10 protein-coding genes are annotated in these 19,798 nt (G+C 62.9%); 2 read left to right on the forward strand and 8 right to left on the reverse strand.

Annotation, left to right across the window (positions count from 1 at the left end):
- Positions 1-32: 32 nt before the first annotated feature.
- The 6 genes from ACREP4_RS03115 to ACREP4_RS03140 all read right to left on the reverse strand — a co-directional run bounded on the left by ACREP4_RS03115 (position 33) and on the right by ACREP4_RS03140 (position 16,678).
- Positions 33-1,052: an OmpA family protein gene (locus tag ACREP4_RS03115; RefSeq protein ID WP_431594724.1), complete on the reverse strand. Its 1,020-nt coding sequence runs from the start codon at positions 1,050-1,052 to the stop codon at positions 33-35.
- An 11-nt stretch (positions 1,053-1,063) separates the two neighbouring features.
- Positions 1,064-12,235, reverse strand: a complete 11,172-nt coding sequence (locus tag ACREP4_RS03120; RefSeq protein ID WP_431594725.1) for an SdrD B-like domain-containing protein — start codon at positions 12,233-12,235, stop codon at positions 1,064-1,066.
- A 576-nt stretch (positions 12,236-12,811) separates the two neighbouring features.
- Positions 12,812-14,773, reverse strand: coding sequence for an alpha/beta hydrolase family protein (locus tag ACREP4_RS03125; protein ID WP_431594726.1), 1,962 nt, complete (start codon positions 14,771-14,773; stop codon positions 12,812-12,814).
- 214 nt (positions 14,774-14,987) lie between these two features.
- Entirely contained in the window at positions 14,988-15,374 is a 387-nt protein-coding gene (locus ACREP4_RS03130; protein ID WP_431594727.1) for a hypothetical protein, read from the reverse strand.
- Between the two features lie 220 nt (positions 15,375-15,594).
- Complete coding sequence (locus tag ACREP4_RS03135; RefSeq protein ID WP_431594728.1) at positions 15,595-16,023, reverse strand: PoNe immunity protein domain-containing protein; 429 nt, start codon at positions 16,021-16,023, stop codon at positions 15,595-15,597.
- Between the two features lie 115 nt (positions 16,024-16,138).
- Positions 16,139-16,678 (reverse strand): hemagglutinin repeat-containing protein, encoded by a 540-nt coding sequence (locus ACREP4_RS03140; RefSeq protein ID WP_431594729.1) that lies wholly within the window; start codon positions 16,676-16,678, stop codon positions 16,139-16,141.
- A 15-nt stretch (positions 16,679-16,693) separates the two neighbouring features.
- Between ACREP4_RS03140 and ACREP4_RS03145 the strand changes: the two genes are divergently transcribed.
- On the forward strand, positions 16,694-17,017 hold the full coding sequence (locus tag ACREP4_RS03145; protein WP_431594730.1) for a hypothetical protein: 324 nt from the start codon (positions 16,694-16,696) through the stop codon (positions 17,015-17,017).
- Between the two features lie 196 nt (positions 17,018-17,213).
- Here ACREP4_RS03145 and ACREP4_RS03150 read toward each other — a convergent pair whose 3' ends face one another.
- Positions 17,214-17,774 carry a single-stranded DNA-binding protein gene (locus ACREP4_RS03150; RefSeq protein WP_431594731.1) on the reverse strand — a complete coding sequence of 187 codons (561 nt, stop codon included), beginning with the start codon at positions 17,772-17,774 and terminating at the stop codon, positions 17,214-17,216.
- Positions 17,775-18,048: 274 nt separating this feature from the next.
- On the opposite strand from ACREP4_RS03150, the gene ACREP4_RS03155 reads away from it, so the two are divergent.
- Entirely contained in the window at positions 18,049-19,086 is a 1,038-nt protein-coding gene (locus ACREP4_RS03155) for a LacI family DNA-binding transcriptional regulator (protein ID WP_431594783.1), read from the forward strand.
- A 124-nt stretch (positions 19,087-19,210) separates the two neighbouring features.
- Here the strand turns inward: ACREP4_RS03155 and ACREP4_RS03160 are convergent, their stop codons facing one another.
- The gene (locus ACREP4_RS03160) at positions 19,211-19,591 is read right to left on the reverse strand and encodes an SseB family protein (RefSeq protein ID WP_431594732.1); all 381 of its coding nucleotides are present in this window, start codon (positions 19,589-19,591) and stop codon (positions 19,211-19,213) included.
- Between the last annotated feature and the right edge of the window lie 207 nt (positions 19,592-19,798).

Consider the following 19,798-nt stretch of genomic DNA (forward strand, 5'->3'; position numbering starts at 1 on the left):
TCGGTGAGGCCCCCGCCGAGCGTGGCTCAGCACTACGGTCGCGGCGGTGCTGCGCGTTCTACCTGGAACTTCACTTCGACGCGGCGGTTGGGTAACAGGCATTCCCTCAGCTTTTCGCCGCGCATGCCGTCGCAGGCCTGCACTTGCTCGCGGTCGCCGCGCCATTCGTAGTGAATGTTGTCGGCGGCGATGCCCTTGCTGATCAGGTATTCGCGCGCGGTTTGCGCGCGGCGCTCGGACAGGCCCTGGTTGTATTGGTCGTTCGGGCCCTTCAGGCGATCGGCGTGGCCCACCAGCTGCACGTTGACGATGCGCAGCTTCTCTTCAGCGATACGCCGCAGTGCTTCATCCGCGCCACGCACAGACTCCTCGCGCATGTGTTTGCGGCTGTCGCGATCGAAGTCGAACAGCACGTTGGCGGTGAGCGTCATGTTCTGCGGCGCCGGGGGCACGCATTGGCGTGCCAAGGCTTCGGCCTGATTGGTTAGATCCTCGGCCATCTGGATGTACGGCTTGGAATGACGCCACTGCTGCTGGTTGAACTCGTTGCCGGCGTGCACCAGTTCCACTTCGCCGCAGGCCACTTTCTGCTGCGCGCACTCAAACCCCGGTGTGCCGTGGATGAGCTTCAGCCGTTGCCACAAATCGGCGCGCAGGTATTTGGCGTCGTTCACCAACGGCGTGTCGGTCGGCATCGGCGTGACGCCACGTTCCATGCCGTCGATCAGCTTCACCGATTCGTCCAGCGCCGCCTGCGGAAAATCGCTGCGGTCGTTGCGGCTGTATTCGTGGAAGGACACGTCCAGCCAGCATTGCGCCTTGGACAGGTGATAGTCCCGCACCGGGCGGCCGCCATCGTTCAATGCCTGGATGCGGTCCTGCGTGGCTTGGTAACGCGAGTGATCCGCGTACAGCGCCTCGTCGGTGATGCGCTGCTTCTGCGGGTGCAACTCGGTGCGTTGCCCGGCGGCCTCCTGCTGCGCCCACGAGGGCGCGGCACAGGCGGTGGCCAACATCAAAGCCGTGATCAATCGCGTGCGGCGAAATGTCATGTCCGGTGTCCTCATTGCTGCGCCGGCTTGCGGTAACGGTGGTCGTCGCGACGGAACAAGTCTTCGTCAAACTTGAACCGCAGACGGATGAAAGCGCCTTCGTCGGTGTACTCGTAGCCGGCCAGATCCGGGTCGGCGGCGAAGCCGACAAAGTTGTAGCCCGCCGACAGCCACAGGTTCTGTCGCAGCAGCCGTCCGAGTTCCATGCCGTAGGCGTATTGGTTGGCGCCGTAGTCACCGCGGAAGGTGGTGCCGAGTACGCCGATGTCCCAGTTTTCGGTGATGTCGTAGACCACGCGACCCGAGATCAGCACGCCGCGGAAGCTGTCATTCACCCGATCACCGTCGGCATAGGCAAAGCGATCCTTCTGCCACTTGGCCGCGATGCGTCCGGTCAGCCACCACGGCCGCGACGGATGCCAGTCGGCATGCGTGGAGACGATATGCGCGGCGGTGCGGATGTCCTGCCCGATGTCCTGGGTGGGCGCACCGTTGATGCCCATGCCGCTCTTGTCCGACTCCAGCTTGTACTCGTAGCGCGCCAAGGCATTGATGCGGTTGCGGTCGGTATCGCGGTAGGCAACGCCCAACTGGAAGCGGTCCTGCATGACATCGCCGCGTGCCTTGTAGTCGGTGGACAGCAGGTAGTTGCGGGCCAACAAGGTCCAGTCGCGGTTGAGCTTGCGTGCCCACATCAGCTGGAACAACGTGGTGTTGAACTCCTCGTTGGTATCGAGCGTGCCGTCGACGTCACCGGAGATGCGGTACTCCAACCGCATCGCGCCGCGCCACAGCGGGTTGGCGCTGTAGTCCAGGCCCAGGGCCAATGCGGTGGCGTCGCCAGTGTTGCCGTCGTAGATCTTGACGTGCTCGGCGGCGGTGCTCAGGCGCAGGCCTTCGGTGACATTCCAGTCGTTGCGGATACCCGACGCCATCTGCACATCGCGACCGGCGATGGCATCACGCAGGCGGTACTCGCTGAACACCTGGGTGTCCTTCAAGTAGGTGCTGTCCACACCGAACACCAGTGCATCGCTTTCGCGGTCGGTGGTGGTGATGCCGTACGCACTTGTCAGGCCGGTCTGCTTTTCGTAACGGCCATACAGGCGGTTGCGTTCGCGCAGGCGGTAATCGGCGCCGAGGGCAAAGCGGTTGCGGTCCTCGCCGTTGACGTCCTGTTCGTACTCGCCACCCAGCACCAGTTTGTCGCTGAGCTTGTAACCGGCGCCGACATGCACGCTGTCCGACTCCAACTCGGTGCCCACCGGCAGGCTGGAGTTGGGCACGGTGCCTTCGCTGCGGATGATCGGCAGCCCGGTCAGCGGATCCAGCGGTTGCTGGCCGTAGCCCAGCGCACCACCGGCCGAGCCAGTCGCAAAGCCGCCACTGAGGCCACCGCTGTTGCCGAACGGCGGTGATATCGACCACGGCGAGTACGCACCGACCGTCTCGCGAATCGCACGCACACCCAGGTCCAAGGTGAGGCGTTGGGTCGCGTCGATGCGCACACCGGCACCGGCCGCGTTGCGGTCGCCGCCTTGCGGATTGCGGTCTTCACTGCGCATCGCTTCCACGTAAATCTGGAAGCGCTCGTTGACCGCCCAGTTCAACTCCAGGTCGTACTCGCCGCGCCCGCCATACAGCGGCGAGGACGGGTTGTTGAACGCCGGATCGCTGCGGCCGGCAAACACCCGTGCATCGAATTGCTTGCCGTCGTGTGCGAACTCCAACCGGTACGCATCACCGGCCACATCGCCGCTGAGGTTCTGCAGCCCCGGGGTGGCGTACTGGTTGATCGAGTTGGTGTTGACCTCGCTTTCGGTACGCGCACCTTCCAGCACCATCCAGGTGTTCGGCCCGAAGCGGAAGCCCACGTTGGCGCTGCCCATCTTGAACGGTGCAAACGGGTTTTCATCGTTCACATACGCGCCGCCGACCTCGATGTACTTGTTGACGCGGAACTGCGCGTCCACGCCGTACACCCAGAACTTCTCCGTGCCCTGATCCAACTCGTAGGTGACGCGCAGCGAGACCGGATTCAACTCGCTGTCGAAGCCCGGCAGGAAGCTGTTGAGCAGGATGCGACCGGAGAACGGCTCGAAGCTGTAATCCACCAATCGGCCCAACGCACGCACGTTGATGATGCGGCTGGGTTGGTTGCGGTCGCGGGTAATGACTTCCACCCGCTCGCTGCCTTCCAGCACCGCGTTGTTGCTCAGCGCATACGGGCCGCTGCCCTGACTGGGGAATTCGTCGATCACCTGACGCAGCGAATCCTCCATGGCGAACACATTGCCGCGCACGCGCTTGCCCTCGAAGTGCCAACCGAAGCCGGTCGCGGTGCGGTTGTACGTGCCCAGACTGCGCATCACGGCCTTGCCGCTGGCGGTGATGCCGGTCTGCGTGGTCAGCGTGTCGCCGGTCTGGAAATCGCCGTACATCAGGTAGCTGCGGTTCTTGTCGATGCGCACGTACAGGCGCTCGGCGGAGCGGGCGTCGAAGCCACGCAGCGACGAGTCACCGTAGACCGGATAGAACTCTTCCGGCTGGATGTCGCGCAGCAACCGGCCTCGCACTTCCTTGTCCGAGTCATACGCGGCCGTCAGCAGGTACTCGCCCTTGATCTTGCCCTTGACGAAGAATGCGGTGCGCGCGGCGGCGTTGGCTTTGCCGTTGTTGAAATCACGCTCCCAACGGCGGATGTCGCGATCAAAGCCGTCGTCGCGGCGGGCGGTTTCCAATGCCGCGCCGTTGCGGAAGTTGACGATGCCTTCGACCAGGCCGGTCGCCAGCAGCTCGCGCATTTCCGGCAGGAAGCTGACCGTGTTTTCCGCCGCCACGCCGCCGGAGGTAATGCGCAGCAGCACATCCTGCGGCACGTCCGGTGCGAGCAGATCGAACTCGGCACGGCCGTTCTCCACCGGCAATTGAATGCCCGGCGTGCCACGGTCGGCATCCAACCTGCCCGGCCCGAACTCGTCGGTGCCGCCACCGGTCAGACGCACGCGCCCGCCGCTGTATTCGACGGTGGCAAAACGCTTGCCTGGCAACGGCTTTTCGTCGGCGCCGAGCAGCTGCACCACCACATGCACCGGCGACTGGCCGTCGGCCGGCACGCCGTCGCGGTCCACGTTGACGCGCACCAGTTCAACGTCGGTGTTGACGCTGTAATCCACGGTGCCGGATTGCACATTGATCGCCTGTGGCGAGGCATTGGTCGATGCCGGCGATTGCGGGATGGCCGGCACGTTCGAGCCGAGCACCGCGTCGAAGCGACGGTCGTCGGCCTGCATCGCGACGTTGCTGCCCTGCTCGGCTGCGGACACACCGCTGCCCAACACTGGCAAGCCATTACTCGTCACCGCATTGGAGGGCAGCGCATCACCGCTTGCCGACGCAACCGTCGTCGTCACGCCATTCACCGTGGTGCCCACGCCCTGCATCGGCACGCCCGTGCTGCTCACCGATGCCGGTTCCGGCCGCAACGTGCCACGCGGGGCGACGATGCTTGGTTGCTGGTTTGCCGAATCCGTTGCACCGGTCGGCGCCATCAGCGGCTGCGCCTGGAAGCTCAACGGCAGGCCCTGCAGCTCACGTTCCGGCGCACTGATTTCACCCTGCGTGCGGCGGGCCTTGACCTGCTCCAGCACCTCGTTGGAACCACTGCCTTCGATGAAGTCGGCACGGTGCAGCTCGCCATTCTTCAAGTCGATGAACAGGCTGTCGGCATCGCCAAGGTTGCGGTTGCTGCTGGTGATCAGGCGTGCGCCGTGCGGCAAGGTGCTGTTGTCCACCTTCAAAGTGTGGCTCTTCGGCGGCAGGCCGCAGTAGCTGTACTTGCCTTCGGAGTCGGACACCATCCAGGTGCCGTCGTTGAAGTAGAAGCGCACGCCCGGGATGCCGATTTCCTCGCGGTCCTGGAGGTGGTTGTTGTTGCTGTCCACGAAGATCTTGCCCAGCACGCAGGCCTCATCGGTGAACACGCCACCGGTGACACGCACGCGGTACTGCGCCGGGTTGGACGGCACACCGCCCGGGTAGGGATACAAGGTGCCCGGGTCAACGCAGCCACCATCGGTGGAACAGCCGTGCGCCTGCGCGCGGTTGATGCCGTCGCCCTGCATCGCGCCGACGCCGATGCGCACGCGGTAGTTCAGCAGGATCTGCTGACCCTGACGGATCGGGCCGACGTTGAACACCAAGCGCGGGCCCGGCTTGCCGAAGGGATCGTCGATGCCACGGCCATCGGCACGCGCGGTGCCGTTGATGTAGGTGAAGCCCGGCGGCAGGTTGTCGATGACGTTGACCGTGTTCAACGGCTCGCCAGCGGTCTGGCGGATGCTGATGGTGTAGAGCATCGTGTCGCCGACTTCGACCACCTGTTTGTCACCGGTCTTGCTGATCACCAGGCCCGGCGACACGGCCGGATCCAACGGCAAGTGGTTGTGCACGATGTTGGCCGTGCCCGAGCCGGCAAACAGTGCCAGGAAGTACTGCGTCGCCGTGCCCACCGGCGCGGTCGGCGCGGAGGCTTGCGGCTGCACACTGAAGGTGGTGCCCGATGCACCCGGCGGCGACAAGCTGCTGGCTTCCGGCGGGATGATCACCGACTTGAAGGTGTAGCCGCCCGGCGGCGTCACCGTCAGCGTGAACTCGCAACGGCTGGGCGCAGCCGGCCCCAGCAGGAACTGGTAATAGCCATCGCTGCCCACCGTCATCGAGATGCGGTCGCCGTCGATGCTGTAACCGCCCTGCCCGCCGTTGAGCACCGAAGTGGCCGGGTCATAACCGGCGCACATGCCGTTGGGGGCAAAGGTGACAATCGCGCCCTGCACCGGGTTGCGGGTGACCGCGTCATAGACCACACCACTCGGGTCCACCGGCAGACTCTGCTGCGGCAGGTTGTCGCCCGAACGCAGCACCACTTCCAACTGGGTGATGCCGTCGGCATCGACGCGGCAGGTACTGGCGGTGCCATTGGCGATGGCGGCATCCGAATCGCAGGGCGCGGCCGGGCCGGAGGCGGTTTCACCGGTCACCGGGAAGCCCCACAACACACCACTTTGCGGATGACGGAAGCGCACTTCAAAGCGCGTGCCCGGCAACAGGTCATTGAAACGATAGCTGCCATCCGCACCGGTGCTGGCGGTACGGACAACCGTGTTGGTGAGCTTGTCGAACAACTCCACGGTCCAGTTCTGCAGGCGCACGTCACCGCCGTCGAGCAGTGCGTCATCGCTGCCGATGTCGAACCAGACCGTGCCAGACAGCGATGCGGCGGCCTGCACTTCGGTCTGCACGCGGCACGCATTCTGGGTGATGGCCGGGTCGCATATCGGCAACTGGGTGACATCGCCATCAAATGCGCCCTGCTCGGCCACCGACGGCATGTGGTCGGTATCTTCGCCGCCACCGCGCACGATCACCGCGTTGTGGATCGGCGATGCGGCCGCCGCTGCGGCACCCACCGCAACATTCACGGTGATTGCATCGGGCAGCGTCGCACCGCTGGCAATGACGGCGCTGTGGGTGCAGCTGAAGCGATCTGCACCCGGCGCACCACTGCAGGTCCAGCCGTTACCGGTCGGCGTTGCACTCAAGGTCACGCCGGTCGGCAGACGATCATCCACTTGATAACTGCCAATGCTCGGCTGCGGCCCGATGTTGCGCACGCGCACCGTGTAACTGGCGGGATTGTTGACGGTGAAACGCGTCGGGTCGGCACTCTTGCTGACCACCAGGTCCGGGGTATCCGCCACTTCGCCGAAGTTCTGCTCGATGGACGCCTGAGCGAACGTCAAGGTGATGGCGCTGATCGCCGACGGCACGGTAGTTACCGGCGTGGCCACACCCATCGGCGCGCCATCGACGGTGCCCGGCGTGGTGATGCCATTGGTGGTGTTCGGCGGCTGCGTGGGCTCGGTCACGGTGTAAGTGCCCGGGCGCAGATTGTCGAACAGGTAAGCGCCGTTGGCGTCGGTCACCACCGTACGCGGCGGGATGATCGCGCGCGTGGCGGTGCCCGGCGGCAGGTCATCGTCACCGGTGAGCTGCAAGGTGACATTGGCGATGCCCGACTCGTCGGCGTCGATGATGCCGTTCTTGTTGTTGTCGTAATACACGCGACCGGCAATGGACGAGCTGCCGATTTCGCCGAAGTTGTTGTCGATGCTCGCTTCGTCGATGGCCAGCACGATGCCGCTGATGACCGAAGGCGTGACGCTCACCGCCGTGACCGTGCCACCGGTGCTGCCTGCCACGGTGATGCCGTTGCGCGTGTCGGCCGGCTGCTCGGGTTCGGTAACGGTGTAGGTGCCCGGCGACAGCCCCAGGAAACGGTATGCACCGTTGGCATCCGTGGTCTGGCCCAGGCTCACCGCCACGCCGCCTTGGGCGGTGCCGCTGAGGGAAATGGTGACCCCGGCAATGCCGGTTTCGCCGCTGTCGATCAGACCATTGTTGTTGGCGTCCAGCCACACACGCCCGGCCAGTGAACTGCCGGTGGGTTCTTCGCCGAAGTTGAAATCCAGTCCTTCCTGCGTACCGATGCCCTGGCGCAGATCGATCTGGCTGATGCGGTCAGTGGTGGGCGCATCACCGCCCACGCCCGTGCCCGCAACGCAGCCGCTGCTGCATGCCGCACCGTTGATGGTGCCCGGGTTGACCGCCGACGGACGGTTCCGGTACATGCCTGCCGGCATCACTTCACGCAGCGTGTAGATGCGGTTGGGATCCAGATCAATGAACTGGTATGCGCCCGTTGCATCCGTCGTCGCGGTCTTCAATACCGCAGACGTGGCGGCGTCGAGCAACTCCACCGTCGCGCCAACAATCGGTGGATCACTGCCGACGGTACGCGTGTTGTTGTAGTCCACATCCACATAGACAAAGCCCGCCAGGCGCGCGTTGCTCAACTCCGGGAAGTTGTAACGCACGCCATCGCTGTCGGCGGGCACCGGAATGGCGCTGTAGTTGGAGTCGGGTGTACCGGCCGCATAGGTACCGCCAAACGATGGCGCCAACGGTCCGCTGACCGGCGGATCCACCGGGCCGTTGGCAAAGCCGGCCGGCTGCGTCTGCACGATGCGGTAACCGCGTGCATCGGACGGGGACAGCAGATCGAACTGGTAGTCACCGTTGCCATCGGTGCTGGTGGTCGAGTTGACCGGGTTGTCATACGCATCGGTGCCGGTCAGGACCAGCGTGACACTGCCGATACGCGGCTCGGTCGTGGCGTCCTGCGGCACACCGCCATTGCTGCCGGCGCGATCGCGATCCTGGAAGACGGTGCCGGCCAGACTCGATGCAGTGACCTTGATGGGTGCGGTGGAGGTGTCGTTGTTCGGGTCGCTGTCCACCTGCTCGGTGCCGACCGTGGCGGTATTGATGGCGCTGCCGCCTGGCGGAATCACGTCCCAGCGCACCGGAATGATCACGCGCACGCGGCCGTGGTTGCTACCTTCAGACGTCACGTCGCCCACATTGCAGGTGACGATCTGCCCGCTCTGCGTGCAATTGCCGGTACCGTTGGGCTGCTCGTCGGACAGACTGGCAATATTGGGGCCCACCTTGCGCCAGGTGATCGGCGCACCGGTCACCACCATGTCCGGCGGCAGCGTATCGGTGATCACCGTACCGGTGCCGTTGAGCGGATTGGTGCCGGTACGCAGACGCGACAAGCTGTTGCCCGGCCCGCGGTTTTCCACGTCAAACACCCAGAAAAACGGCTCACGGATCGACACCGTGCTCAGCACCGGCGGCAACGCCACGGCGGGGTCGGCACTTGGCGGGGTGGTGCGCGAAACGGCTTGCTTGACGATGGCCAGGTCCACCTTGCTGCGGATGGCGGTGGTCTCGTCTTCCTGATTGTTGGCGGGATTCAGTTCGGGCTCGGCCGATGAGGCGACGGCCGAATTCTCCACCGTGTCGCCGCCCGCTCCCGGCTGGGATTGGTAGCGGTAACGCAGATAAAGCGTTGACGTAGCGCCGGCATCGACCACGCCGATGGTTTCGCTGTCGCTGAACCCCGATCCAGGCATGTCGCAGGTCAGCACCAGGCTGCCGCCGGTGATCGGGTTGCTGCCACCGGTCACGGTGCAACGAATCGGCGAAAATGTCCCCGTCGCTGTCGGCGAGGCCCCGATAAACTCCACCGTCTTGCCGGCATTGGGGGTGATGGTGTCGGTGATTTTGACGCTGCTGGCAACCGATGGCCCCAGGTTCTGCACGGTCACCTGATAGGTGATGAAGTTTGCGTCCGGGTTGTTGGGATCGTAGCCCAACGGGTCCACGCCGCCGGCAAAACCGGTGTCGTGCTTGTTGACCACCAGGTCCACGTCGCCTTCGCCTACCGTCAATACGGCTTCTTTCTCGTCATCGGCAACTGTGGCGATGTTGTTGTACTCAAAGTCACCAAAAGCGTCAGAGCCAGCACTGGGATCCGGCGCGCCGTCGCCATCACGGTCAAAGAAGAAGTCCGCGGTATTGGCATAGACGCGTGGCTGCCCCGTCCCTGTCGGGTCGTCCAACGGGCGTATCACCACCGTCATGCTCTGCTGCTGGCCACCGGGTAGATCCAGCGGCGTGCAGGTCAGCACCAGCGTGCCAGGACCTGCCCCCAGTGAGGAGACATTGTTCAACCCACCGGACCCCGGCAACAGGGTCACCCCGCCCGTGACAGACGGGACGCACGCGTTGATTCCACCACCAGACCGGGTGTCGGTAACCAAGGTGAAACCCGGGTCATCGCCACGCAGATGGATGACATCGCGGAACACCACGCCCGGTGCCGACGAGGGACCTTCGTTACGGTAGTCGATGCGGTAGGTCGAGTTGATACCGACATTGCCGGGATTGCCGCCGGTAATGGTCTTGGCCTCGGTTTTCACGTTGGACACGCGCGGCACCCGCACATAGTCCGAACCGGTGTTGTTGACGGGGTTGATCTCACCGGCAGCACCGGGCACAAATGGATCGATGCCCACGCCGGCGGTGTTGCACCATGCCCCCGCCGGCGCCATGGCCGCACCACACGGACCCGCAGGACGCGAGGCACTGTCAGCCAACGGACCGCTCAGATTCACCACGATATCGACCGGTGTACCCGCGACTAGCGGGGTAGTGCCGGATTCGCAATGCAGCGTACCGGTGGCGCTGACCGTGCACGTCCAGCCGCTTGGATCCACCGTCGTTGCCGTGGTCCGCCCCTGCAGGAAACCTGGCAGGGTGTCTTCGACCACCACACCGCGCGTATCGTCCGGGCCGGCATTGCTCACCGTGATGGTGTAGCTCATGCCGGTGTAGCCAACCGGCAACGTGTTGTCGGTGGTGCCCACATCATTGGTCCGCTTGGCCACACTCAGATCCGAACGCAGCGGCGAAGGCGTGATGGTGCCCCCAGAGCAGTTATTGGCGCCGTTCGGGTCACCCAGGCCGCTGTCGGTCCCCGGCGATAAAGAGCCACCACTGCCACCGGTACAGGCATTGTTGGTGAGCGGCGAACCTTCTGCTTCCGGATGCGCAAAGCTCTGCAGCTTCAGCGTCTTGGTCTGCCCAGCCAGTACCGGATATTGGTCAGCCTTGAGCGTACAGGTCACAGTCTGCCGAGAACCGGGCACATACGGCGTGGGCAAGCAGGTCCAGGGCGTGGTGTCGGACGGGAAGTACTCCTCACCCACCGCCAGCTGATCAACCACCTGCACATCGCTCGTGGCAGGTGCTGGGCCGATGTTGTTCACGTTGATGGTGGACGTGACGATATAACCGCTTCCGGCCGGCGGCGTTGCACCCGGGCCTGGCCACGTGGGCACCAGCTGCGGTGCCTTGCTCTTGGTCAGACTCAGATCCGCGCCGTTGGGCAACACCGTGAAGTTGGCCGTCGCCTCGTCGTTGCTGGGATCAGGATCCGGCAGCGAACCGCTGACCGACGCGGTATTGGCCACCGGCCCGCTACTGCCAGGCCCTGTCAGTGGCACGCGCGCGACAATCGTGAAGGTGGCACTGGCACCCACGGCAAGCGTGGCTGGCGACGGCAAGGCGCAGCTCCGCTCAGTGTTGACGGCATTGGTGCTGCAGTCCCAGCCCGCGATGGTGCTTCCACTTTCGATCAGGAAGCCGTCTGGCATCGGGTCGGTCCAGGACACATTTTCAGCCGGGCTGGGCCCGTTGTTGGTCACGGTCACCGTGAAAGTGATCAATTCCCCCGGCAATGCAGGAATGGGGGACGCGGTCTTGCCGATTGCCAGGTCCGCGCCCGCAGCGACCGTCACCGCCGCATCGTCGCTGTTGTTGCTTGCGTTTGGATCGGGGGTGCCCACCGCATTGACGGTGGCGCTGTTGACCAGGTTGCCGCTGGCCACGTTCACCTTGCCTTTGAAGGTATACGTTGCACTCGCTCCCACAGCAAGCGCACCGGCATGGGTGCCGTTCTGATTATTGAAGGTCCAACCGCCGCTCGCGCTTTGCGCACTGCCGGCCACATAAGTCACGCCGCTCGGCAAGGCATCGGTAACGTTGAAATTGGTGGATACGCTCGGTCCGTTGTTGGTGACGGTGATGGTGTAGGTCACTTCGCCACCGGCCGGCACCGGATTCGGTGTACCGGTCTTCTCCATCTGCAGATCACCCGCAGCAATCAGCGTGGTGTTCTGCGTCTCAAGGTTGTCGTCAGTATTTGGATCCCCCGCAAAGAAGGGATCGGAGGGAAGCAGGTCTGCCAGCGGTGTGCGCGGATTTGGTGCTGGCTGACGGCCCACCGCAGCGGTAATGTCCACGGTGGAAGGTCCAAGCCCCACGGTGCTCACCTTCAGGTCGATATCGAACGAATCCCCGTTGGCCAGGTTCTGCGGAACGATGCACACCACCCGGGTGCTTACCAGCGCATCGACGGAGCAATACGCCGGCAGGTCGATGGCGCTGGTGCCTGCAGGCAGGTCAAATGCCACAACGGAATCCGGCACGGGCTCCGGGCCGCCGTTATGGATGGTCAACTTGTATTCGATGACACCGCCGGCCGGTATTGGGTCGATGACTTCGGAAAGATTGGTGATCTCAAGGTTGGCCGCCATGGCGGCAGGCATCCAGCCCAGCAGTAGCGGCACGAATACCAGCCCCAGCATCCGCATGGCCCAATGGCGCAAAGAGCGACTGTTCTGTACTGCGTTGTCCGCTGTGAGCAGCTGCACCATTCTTCCCTCTCGAGCTTTCCATCGCACGAATGAAATCGCCGTACATCGCGGGGATGTAACGACTCCAACACGTCATCAATGAGGTGTAGCTCGAAGCGTCAGCCGCCGATGCGCGACGACCACTTCGTCCCTTCAAGATGTCCCCCACCTGAACACCTTCGCGCCGAAAATGCCGCGCCCCCCGTGAAGGCGACGTAATGATTTCAAGGCGATTTAATGTAGGGCGCGCCGGTTCCACGCAACGAATTTACAAAGGTGAAAGCTGGGTGATTGAATATCCAGCGCATCGAATAAACGCCTTGTTTTAAGCATCAAACTCAATTCATTCCCGATGAACGGACTGACTCATCCCACGCACACCAACCCCTGAAAAACAAAAACCCCGGTATTGCCGGGGCCCTCCTTCCACCTGATCAAAGGAATAATGTGAAAGAAAAATTCGATCAGTTTCGCGTTACTTCACAAACAATTTCCACGCAAACAGGCTGGTGATGCGCAGGTGATGAAACACCCGTTGCAAATGTCACTACCGGGCGATGTCGATACGAAGTCACCGCCCGGCGCTGCTGAACCCTATTGGGCGGTATCGCCGCCAAGCTGCACAGCAAGGAACGCCAGCAAGCGACTGTAGTACTCGCGCTGGTGCGGTTCGGTATAGAACCCATGGCCCTCGGTGGCGTAATACAACGACTGCACCGGCGCGCCCGCTTTCTTCAGCGCTGCCTCCATCATGCGGGTGTGCTCAACCGGCGCGATCTCATCCTCGCCACCGGCTGCAAGAAACACCGGCACCTTGATGCGATCAGCCAAACGGTTGGGCGATGCCGCCGCCAAGGCGGTTTGATCCTCACCTACCCAGTCCTTGCTCCAGTTGCCCAGGCTACGGCGCTTGCGGCCGTCCTCGCGCTGCATCATCGGCAGATCGTAGACGCCGACATAACCTGCCGCACAGCGATACAACGCCGGCTCCTTGGCAACGCCCATCAAGGCGGCGTAAGCACCGTAACTGGCGCCATAAATACAGATCTTCGAGGCGTCGGCATGCCCCTGCGCTATCGCCCAACGCGTGGCGTCGGTAAGGTCGTCCTGCATGGTGCCGCCCCACTGACGTGCGCCGGCGCGCAGGAACGCCGAACCCTGGTTGCCCGAGCCGCGATAGTTCACCTGCATGACGCTGTAACCGGCGGCGGCCAGCATCTGTGCATCCTTGCCGTACCGCCACTGGTCAAAGACGGTGAACGGCCCACCATGCGGCATCACCACCAGCGGCCGTGCGCCGGTCACACCACGTGGCACGGTGAGGTAGCCGCCGATGCGCAGGCCATCACGCGCCGCGAAGCTGAAAGGCTCCACCAGCGCGGCCTTGTCCGGGTCGATCCAGCTGCCGGCGCTCACCACATGGCCGACCTTCTTGATCGCCGGTTCGTACAGATAGAAATCGCCAGGATTATTGCCCGACCACACCTGCACCAACTGCAGCGCGCCATCGCGGGTACTGGAGGTAATGCGGATCGCCTGCCCCGGGAACGCGGCTTCCAGACTGCGATGCTGCCGCGCCTCGGGCGATGCATCGTCGAAGAACATATTGCGATAGCGCGCATCCATCACCTGCGTGCCCGCCGGTACCGATGTCCCATTCTGTTGAATGATCGTCAGCGGATCGGCACCCATGTCCTGCAGCAGCGTCTTTCGCTCATTGCTGACCGGGTCCCAGCTGACGATCTTGTCCGTTCCCGGGCCATCGCCATGAATCTGCAGATAGGCAAGCCGGTTATCGGCGGAGAAGCCCAACGGAATCTCGATACGACCGGTGCCGAGCTGATCGTTGATCAACTGCCACTCGGTTCCCTTCGCCTGCCGGTGGTACAACTTGCTCGCATTGTCCGTACCGGCGCCCCGTGCAAAACGCACCTCACCGGTATTGTCCGTAGTGAAAAGCGCACGACGTACCGGCGCGAATGCCAGGGTATTACGCCGGCCACTGTAGACATCCAGTTTGTCGGCGCGGGTAAATGGGTCATCGCCTTCCGGCCACACCGAAACCACGGCATAGCGGTCATCCGCGGCAAGTGTGTCGGTCAAGAACGCCGCAACCCGCTCCGCCCGCTTGGGTTGGATACGCGTCCCCGGCCCGTTGTCCTGCACGCGATAACCGACCAACAGTTCGGCGCCGCCGCCATCGGCATTGATGGCGTAGATCTCACCGGTGAGCTGCGGCTCATCCAACATGCCGTACTTCTCGGCGACGCTGATCAACACGCGCTCGTCGTTGACCCAATCAAACTCGCTCACATGCGCATTGCGCCCCGGCATGAACGTACCCGCGCTCTTGTTGCCGTCACGCGTGAAAATCACCAGCGCGGTCTTGTCTTCCAGCGGCACAGTGGCCGCGTAGTACTTGCCCGTAGGCGAAATCTTGATGTCGTTGAAATCATCCTTGCGGATGAACTGCGCCAGATCGACCGCCGCCCACGCACTGCCCATCGGCAACACCAGCGCAAGCAGCATCCCCAATCCCAATCCCAATCCCTTCATGCTCGTCCCCTGATCAAAGATCCATTTGTCCCAGGCACCGCGTCATTGCAGCGGCCCCTTTCCCACTGCAAAACGACGTATGCCCGGCGCGGCAGAAGCCGTCGCGACGGCCCGATAGATAGTCGGACATTGGATGGAGGAAAGAAACGGGGGGCGGCCTGCTCGGAGACCTCTAAGAATGGCTGGATGAAGTTTATGGGGAGGCGACAACAGATCAAGCCCAATCAAGCCTCTCCTCTCCGTCATCCCCTTTCATCACCCAAGCCGGCTCACATGGGCAGGATTCGGTGTAAAACCAGATCGCATCGCCCCCGATATCCACCTCCTCCTCTGAATGCGGAAAGCTAGAGGAAAATAACCTCAACTGTTCCTCCACAGTCCCGCACAAAAGCTCACCGGCCTTATGCAGCACCAATAGCTTCGAACTCATGAACTGCTTTAAACAACAAAAAAAGAATTTCTTCTGCCCATCAAACCCTGCGAATGACGCAGGCACGACCCAACCGGGGCTATACCTGGAATACGACCACAGCCCCCCCAAGGATATACCCTGCGTGTTGCTATAAATTTCGTCAAAAACTGCATCAGACACTTCTTCCATATACCTCTCCACGGGGATATTACCTAAACTTGAGCTCCAGCCGCTTATCCGCCTTATGCCCCAAGAAAAACATGGGTCAGAGTCGGGCTCTTGCAAAACCTGAATCCGCCCCCTTGCTTTTTTCTACCCCCGAGAACCCGGAAGCCACTTGACACTATTCTTCCTTATGGTGACGGGAGGAATGAAACTAATCAGGATCATCTTCAAAGGAAAGTAAGGGTCAGAGTCGAGTTCTTGCGAAACCTGACTCTGACCTCTGTTTTCCCCACTGGTTATCGGGAATATCCAGCGTCAACGCTAGGCCGATGAGCCAGAAGCAATCCATATAGTAATGCAGGTTAATAGGCCAATAGTGACGTATTCGTTGCTCCTGCTCTCTCCAGACGCTATTCCCCAATCGCTCCGACCCTTCCCATGCCTTGAGCAGACCATCAAAGTGCTGAGGCAAGCCACCCACGGAGTCTCCGCGGGAATAGCGCTCTAGCACCAACCGTAAATGCAGTTTCGCGAGATCGTATATGTACTGGGCTCTGTAGCCTTCGTCGACAAATGGCTCATCCTTTCCCAGCTCCTTTGCCACCAATCTCCCCTCCGAATAACCGACCCATTTATCCCAATACACCGAGGAACCAACGATGTTTCGCTTCATGACTTATCTGTACCCAACAGTTCTGAAGCCGGCTGTGGAATGAATTTTCCGTTCTTGTCCAAGAAAACAAAGGTCAGAGTCGAGTTCTTGCGAAACCTGACTCTGACCCCTGTTTTCACGTCTGCCCCGCCTTGGCAGCATAGAGAGCGCTCAGGCGATCATCCTTGGCCTCCGTAGCACGCTCCACGGTGTGCTTGAGCGCCATGGCGGTATCCACCGCACCGCCCTTCAGGCTGACGTTGATACCGGCCTGCTTGAACTCCTGGGTTTCAATGACGGCACTGCTGTCTTCGGCCGCTTGAATGGTGACGTTCTGACCAATGATGCCGATGCCTTCCCGACTGAGGACATCACTGCCGGTGATCGACACATCGCGCCCAGCAGCAATGTCCACGCGCCCATCCGTGCTGCCAATCAAGCTTCCGGAATGCGTCGTCTCTTCAATGTCAGCCGTGGTGTCGGTGCGCTGCTTGCCAATGGTGAAGCCGAAGCCACCGCCAGAGAACAGGCCGGACTTCTTGACCGTCTTGTCGTGCACATCGGTATGCGTGTTCTCAGCGGTATCCAGAACGACATCACGCCCCGCCGCCAACAGCACATCCCCGGTACCGGCAATCTGCGCCCCCTGCGACGTCAGGTCGCGCCCGGCAGCCACGGTGACCGTCTCGCCATGAATCGCATCTACCGCATCATCCGCAATCCACTGACCCGCAAATGCGTAGTTGCGACATCACTGCGCGGCATGCGCGCCCGCTGCATCGGTGCCATTGCGGGTGCCATCGCCATCAGTCTGGCCACCCCGGCCATGGCGGACTCTTGGTACACGAATGATGACTACGTCGTGTCTGGCAGCCTTACCGTTTCCAACGGCAGCCAGTTTTCAAGCACCACCCGAGATTCGGCAATCTCGGCCACAGCTGGAGCGGCTGGGGCCAAGTCGGCTATCAGCGTGGTGGTGACGCCTATCGCGACATCAACGGCCAGCTGGGGTTGAAGCTGAACTGGTAATGCAATGCCCGCACTGCGGAAGGGCCGGCCGGCTCGTCCGCAGCTGCAGGCGAACGCAGTAGGCCGCGCTGTTCAAACCGCAGCTTTCACGGTGCTTTCGTCTGCACTTTCCACCACCAACGAAAATAAAAAAGCCCTGTAAAAACAGGGCTTTTTTTTTCACGCAACGATCAACCCATTTCTCAGAACGGAATATCGTCGTCAGCGAAATCGTCCATCGGCGGCGGAGCCGACTGCTGCTGGGCCGGGGCCGGACGCTGCTGGCGCTGACCGCCGCCGTAACCGCCGCCCTGGTCCTGATTGCCGTAGCCGCCCTGACCGCCCTGGCCACCGCCCTGCTGACGCGGGGCCGACTGGCGCTGCGGACGATCGCCGCCGAAGTTGCCGCCACCACCGCCGCCGCCTTCACCACGGCCGCCGAGCATCTGCATCTCGTTGGCGACGATGTCGGTGGTGTACTTCTCCACGCCGTCCTGACCGGTGTACTTGTCGTAGCGCAGTTCGCCTTCGACGTAGACCGAGCTGCCCTTGCGCAGGTATTCGCCAGCGATCTCACCGAGCTTGCCGAAGAACACCACGCGGTGCCATTCGGTACGCTCCTGCTGGTTACCGTCCTTGTCCTTGCGGACGCTGGTGGTGGCCAGGCTGATACGGGTGATCGCCATGCCGGCCTGGGTGTATTTGGTGTCCGGGTCGTTACCGAGGTTGCCGACGAGGATGACTTTATTGATGCCGCGGGCCATAGGGTTCCTACTCTTCCGTTGGGGTCCACCCGCCGGATGCGGGCAATAGCGCGGAGATTATATCGCCCCCGGCGGCCGATATTTGCTGGCCGTGGCAACCCTTGTGGGCCAAGGCCTTTGCCGCCCTTGGCGGTACCAAGCAGCGGTCCGGCGTGCGCAGAATCTGACCCAGCCGCCCGATAAGCACGACCCGCATGACCTGGGCGGACCTGCGCCATCCCCGCGCAGGACAGCACATGGCATGATGCCGGCGTCATTCACATTGCTGGTCATGATGTCGATCAAAGGGAAAGCCACCTCGCTGGATATCGCACACATGGCCGGGGTGTCCCAGCCCACGGTGTCACGCGCCCTGCGCGGCAGCCCGATGGTCAATGCCGAGACCCGCCAGCGCATCCTGGAGATCGCCCGGCAGCTGAACTACAAGGTGGACAAGAACGCCTCCAGCCTGCGCTGCCAGCAGTCCGGCACGCTGGCGCTGCTGTTCTTCGAGGACCCCACCCCGGACGACTCGCTGATCAACCCCTTCTTCCATTCGATGCTTGGCTCGATCACCCGCGCCTGCGCGCTGCACGGGCGCGACCTGCTGGTGTCCTTCCAGCAGCTGTCCAGCGATTGGCACGCCGATTTCGAGGACAGCAACAAGGCCGACGGCATCATCCTGCTGGGCTATGGCGACTACCACGAGTCGGTCGAGCGCCTGCAGCGGCTGGTGGAACAAGGCACGCATTTCGTGCGCTGGGGCGCGGCGTTGCCGGGGCAACCGGGTGTGTCGGTGGGCAGCGACAACTTCCAGGGCGGTTTCGACATCACCGCGCACTTGCTTGAGCAGGGTTGCCGTCGCATTGCCTTCCTCGGCCATGCGTCCAGCCACTACCCGGAGTTTGAGGAACGCTACCGTGGCCATGCCGACGCCCTGCGGGCACGCGGGCTGGAGCCGGACAGTGTGCTTCAGCACGACGCGATCACCACCGAAGAATCCGGCCACGCCGCCTGCCTGGCCCTGCTGGATCGCGGCGAACGCTTTGATGCGGTCTGCGCCGCCAGCGACCTGATCGCCATCGGCGCGCTGCGGGCCCTGCGCGAACGTGGGCTGCGGGTGCCGGAGGATGTGCTGGTGACTGGCTTTGACGACATTCCGTTGGCGGCTTCGGTATCCCCAGCGCTGACCACGGTGCAGCAGGACACCAAGCAAGCCGGCCAACTGCTGGTCGAAAAACTGCTGGCACTGATCGCGCGCGCGCCGGTGGAAGGGATCAACATCCCAGTGAAGCTGGTGATGCGCGAGTCGTCGCGACGCGGCGTTGCGTAGGAGCGGCTTCAGCCGCGAAGCTGGCCTGCCTAAGCGCTGTAGCCCGGGCAAGCGCAACGCCCCGGGCCAGGTGCGCCGGTTCTGCCGCCCTGCATGCTGGGATTCCATCCCAGCCTACGATCTGTCAGCTGAAATCCCTGAGGATTTCGCCAACGCCGGACGGGGAGATTTCAAAGCCCAGCGAGGTGCCGGGGTTGATCACCACGCCATAGCCGCCGGGTACGCGACGCAGTACCTCGAGCATCAACATGCGGATGTTGTGCGGCGCCTGTTGGCTGTTGAAACCCACGCGCGCCATATCGGTGAACACGGCCACATGCAGCACGCCCTGCTTGTCGAACAGCAACGGGTCGAAGCCGCTGCCGTCCGTCGTTACCAGGCTGCCGGTGAGCAGCACCACCTCGGAGACTACGAACGCCTGCATGAAGGCCTTGATCGGCAGTTTGCCTTCCATCGCGGTCTGCAGCAGCGTTTCGATGGGGGTCTGCGGGGGAAGGTTGTTCATGGGCTGCGGCGGAGACTGCGGTGGGCTGGGGATTGTAGCGGGTGATGGATTGGGGGTTTGCAAGCGCGATGGCAAAGCCCCTGCCCTCACCCCACCCCCTCTCCCGCCAGCGGGAGAGGGGCTTAGCACCAGCTCCGATCGGTGCCCTCACCCCAACCCCTTTCCCGCCAGCGGGAGAGGGGCTTAGCGCCAGCTCCGATCGGTGCC

Origin of the sequence: Stenotrophomonas sp. (assembly GCF_050737575.1) — a bacterium.
GTDB lineage: Bacteria > Pseudomonadota > Gammaproteobacteria > Xanthomonadales > Xanthomonadaceae > Stenotrophomonas.

Bases quoted from the DNA above. Each gene is read 5' to 3' on its own strand.
- ACREP4_RS03115 (WP_431594724.1), bottom strand. From the start codon at position 1,052: ATGACATTTCGCCGCACGCGATTGATCACGGCTTTGATGTTGGCCACC.
- ACREP4_RS03125 (WP_431594726.1), bottom strand. From the start codon at position 14,773: ATGAAGGGATTGGGATTGGGATTGGGGATGCTGCTTGCGCTGGTGTTG.
- ACREP4_RS03130 (WP_431594727.1), bottom strand. From the start codon at position 15,374: ATGGAAGAAGTGTCTGATGCAGTTTTTGACGAAATTTATAGCAACACG.
- ACREP4_RS03135 (WP_431594728.1), bottom strand. From the start codon at position 16,023: ATGAAGCGAAACATCGTTGGTTCCTCGGTGTATTGGGATAAATGGGTC.
- ACREP4_RS03145 (WP_431594730.1), top strand. From the start codon at position 16,694: ATGAATCGCATCTACCGCATCATCCGCAATCCACTGACCCGCAAATGC.
- ACREP4_RS03150 (WP_431594731.1), bottom strand. From the start codon at position 17,774: ATGGCCCGCGGCATCAATAAAGTCATCCTCGTCGGCAACCTCGGTAAC.
- ACREP4_RS03155 (WP_431594783.1), top strand. From the start codon at position 18,049: ATGTCGATCAAAGGGAAAGCCACCTCGCTGGATATCGCACACATGGCC.
- ACREP4_RS03160 (WP_431594732.1), bottom strand. From the start codon at position 19,591: ATGAACAACCTTCCCCCGCAGACCCCCATCGAAACGCTGCTGCAGACC.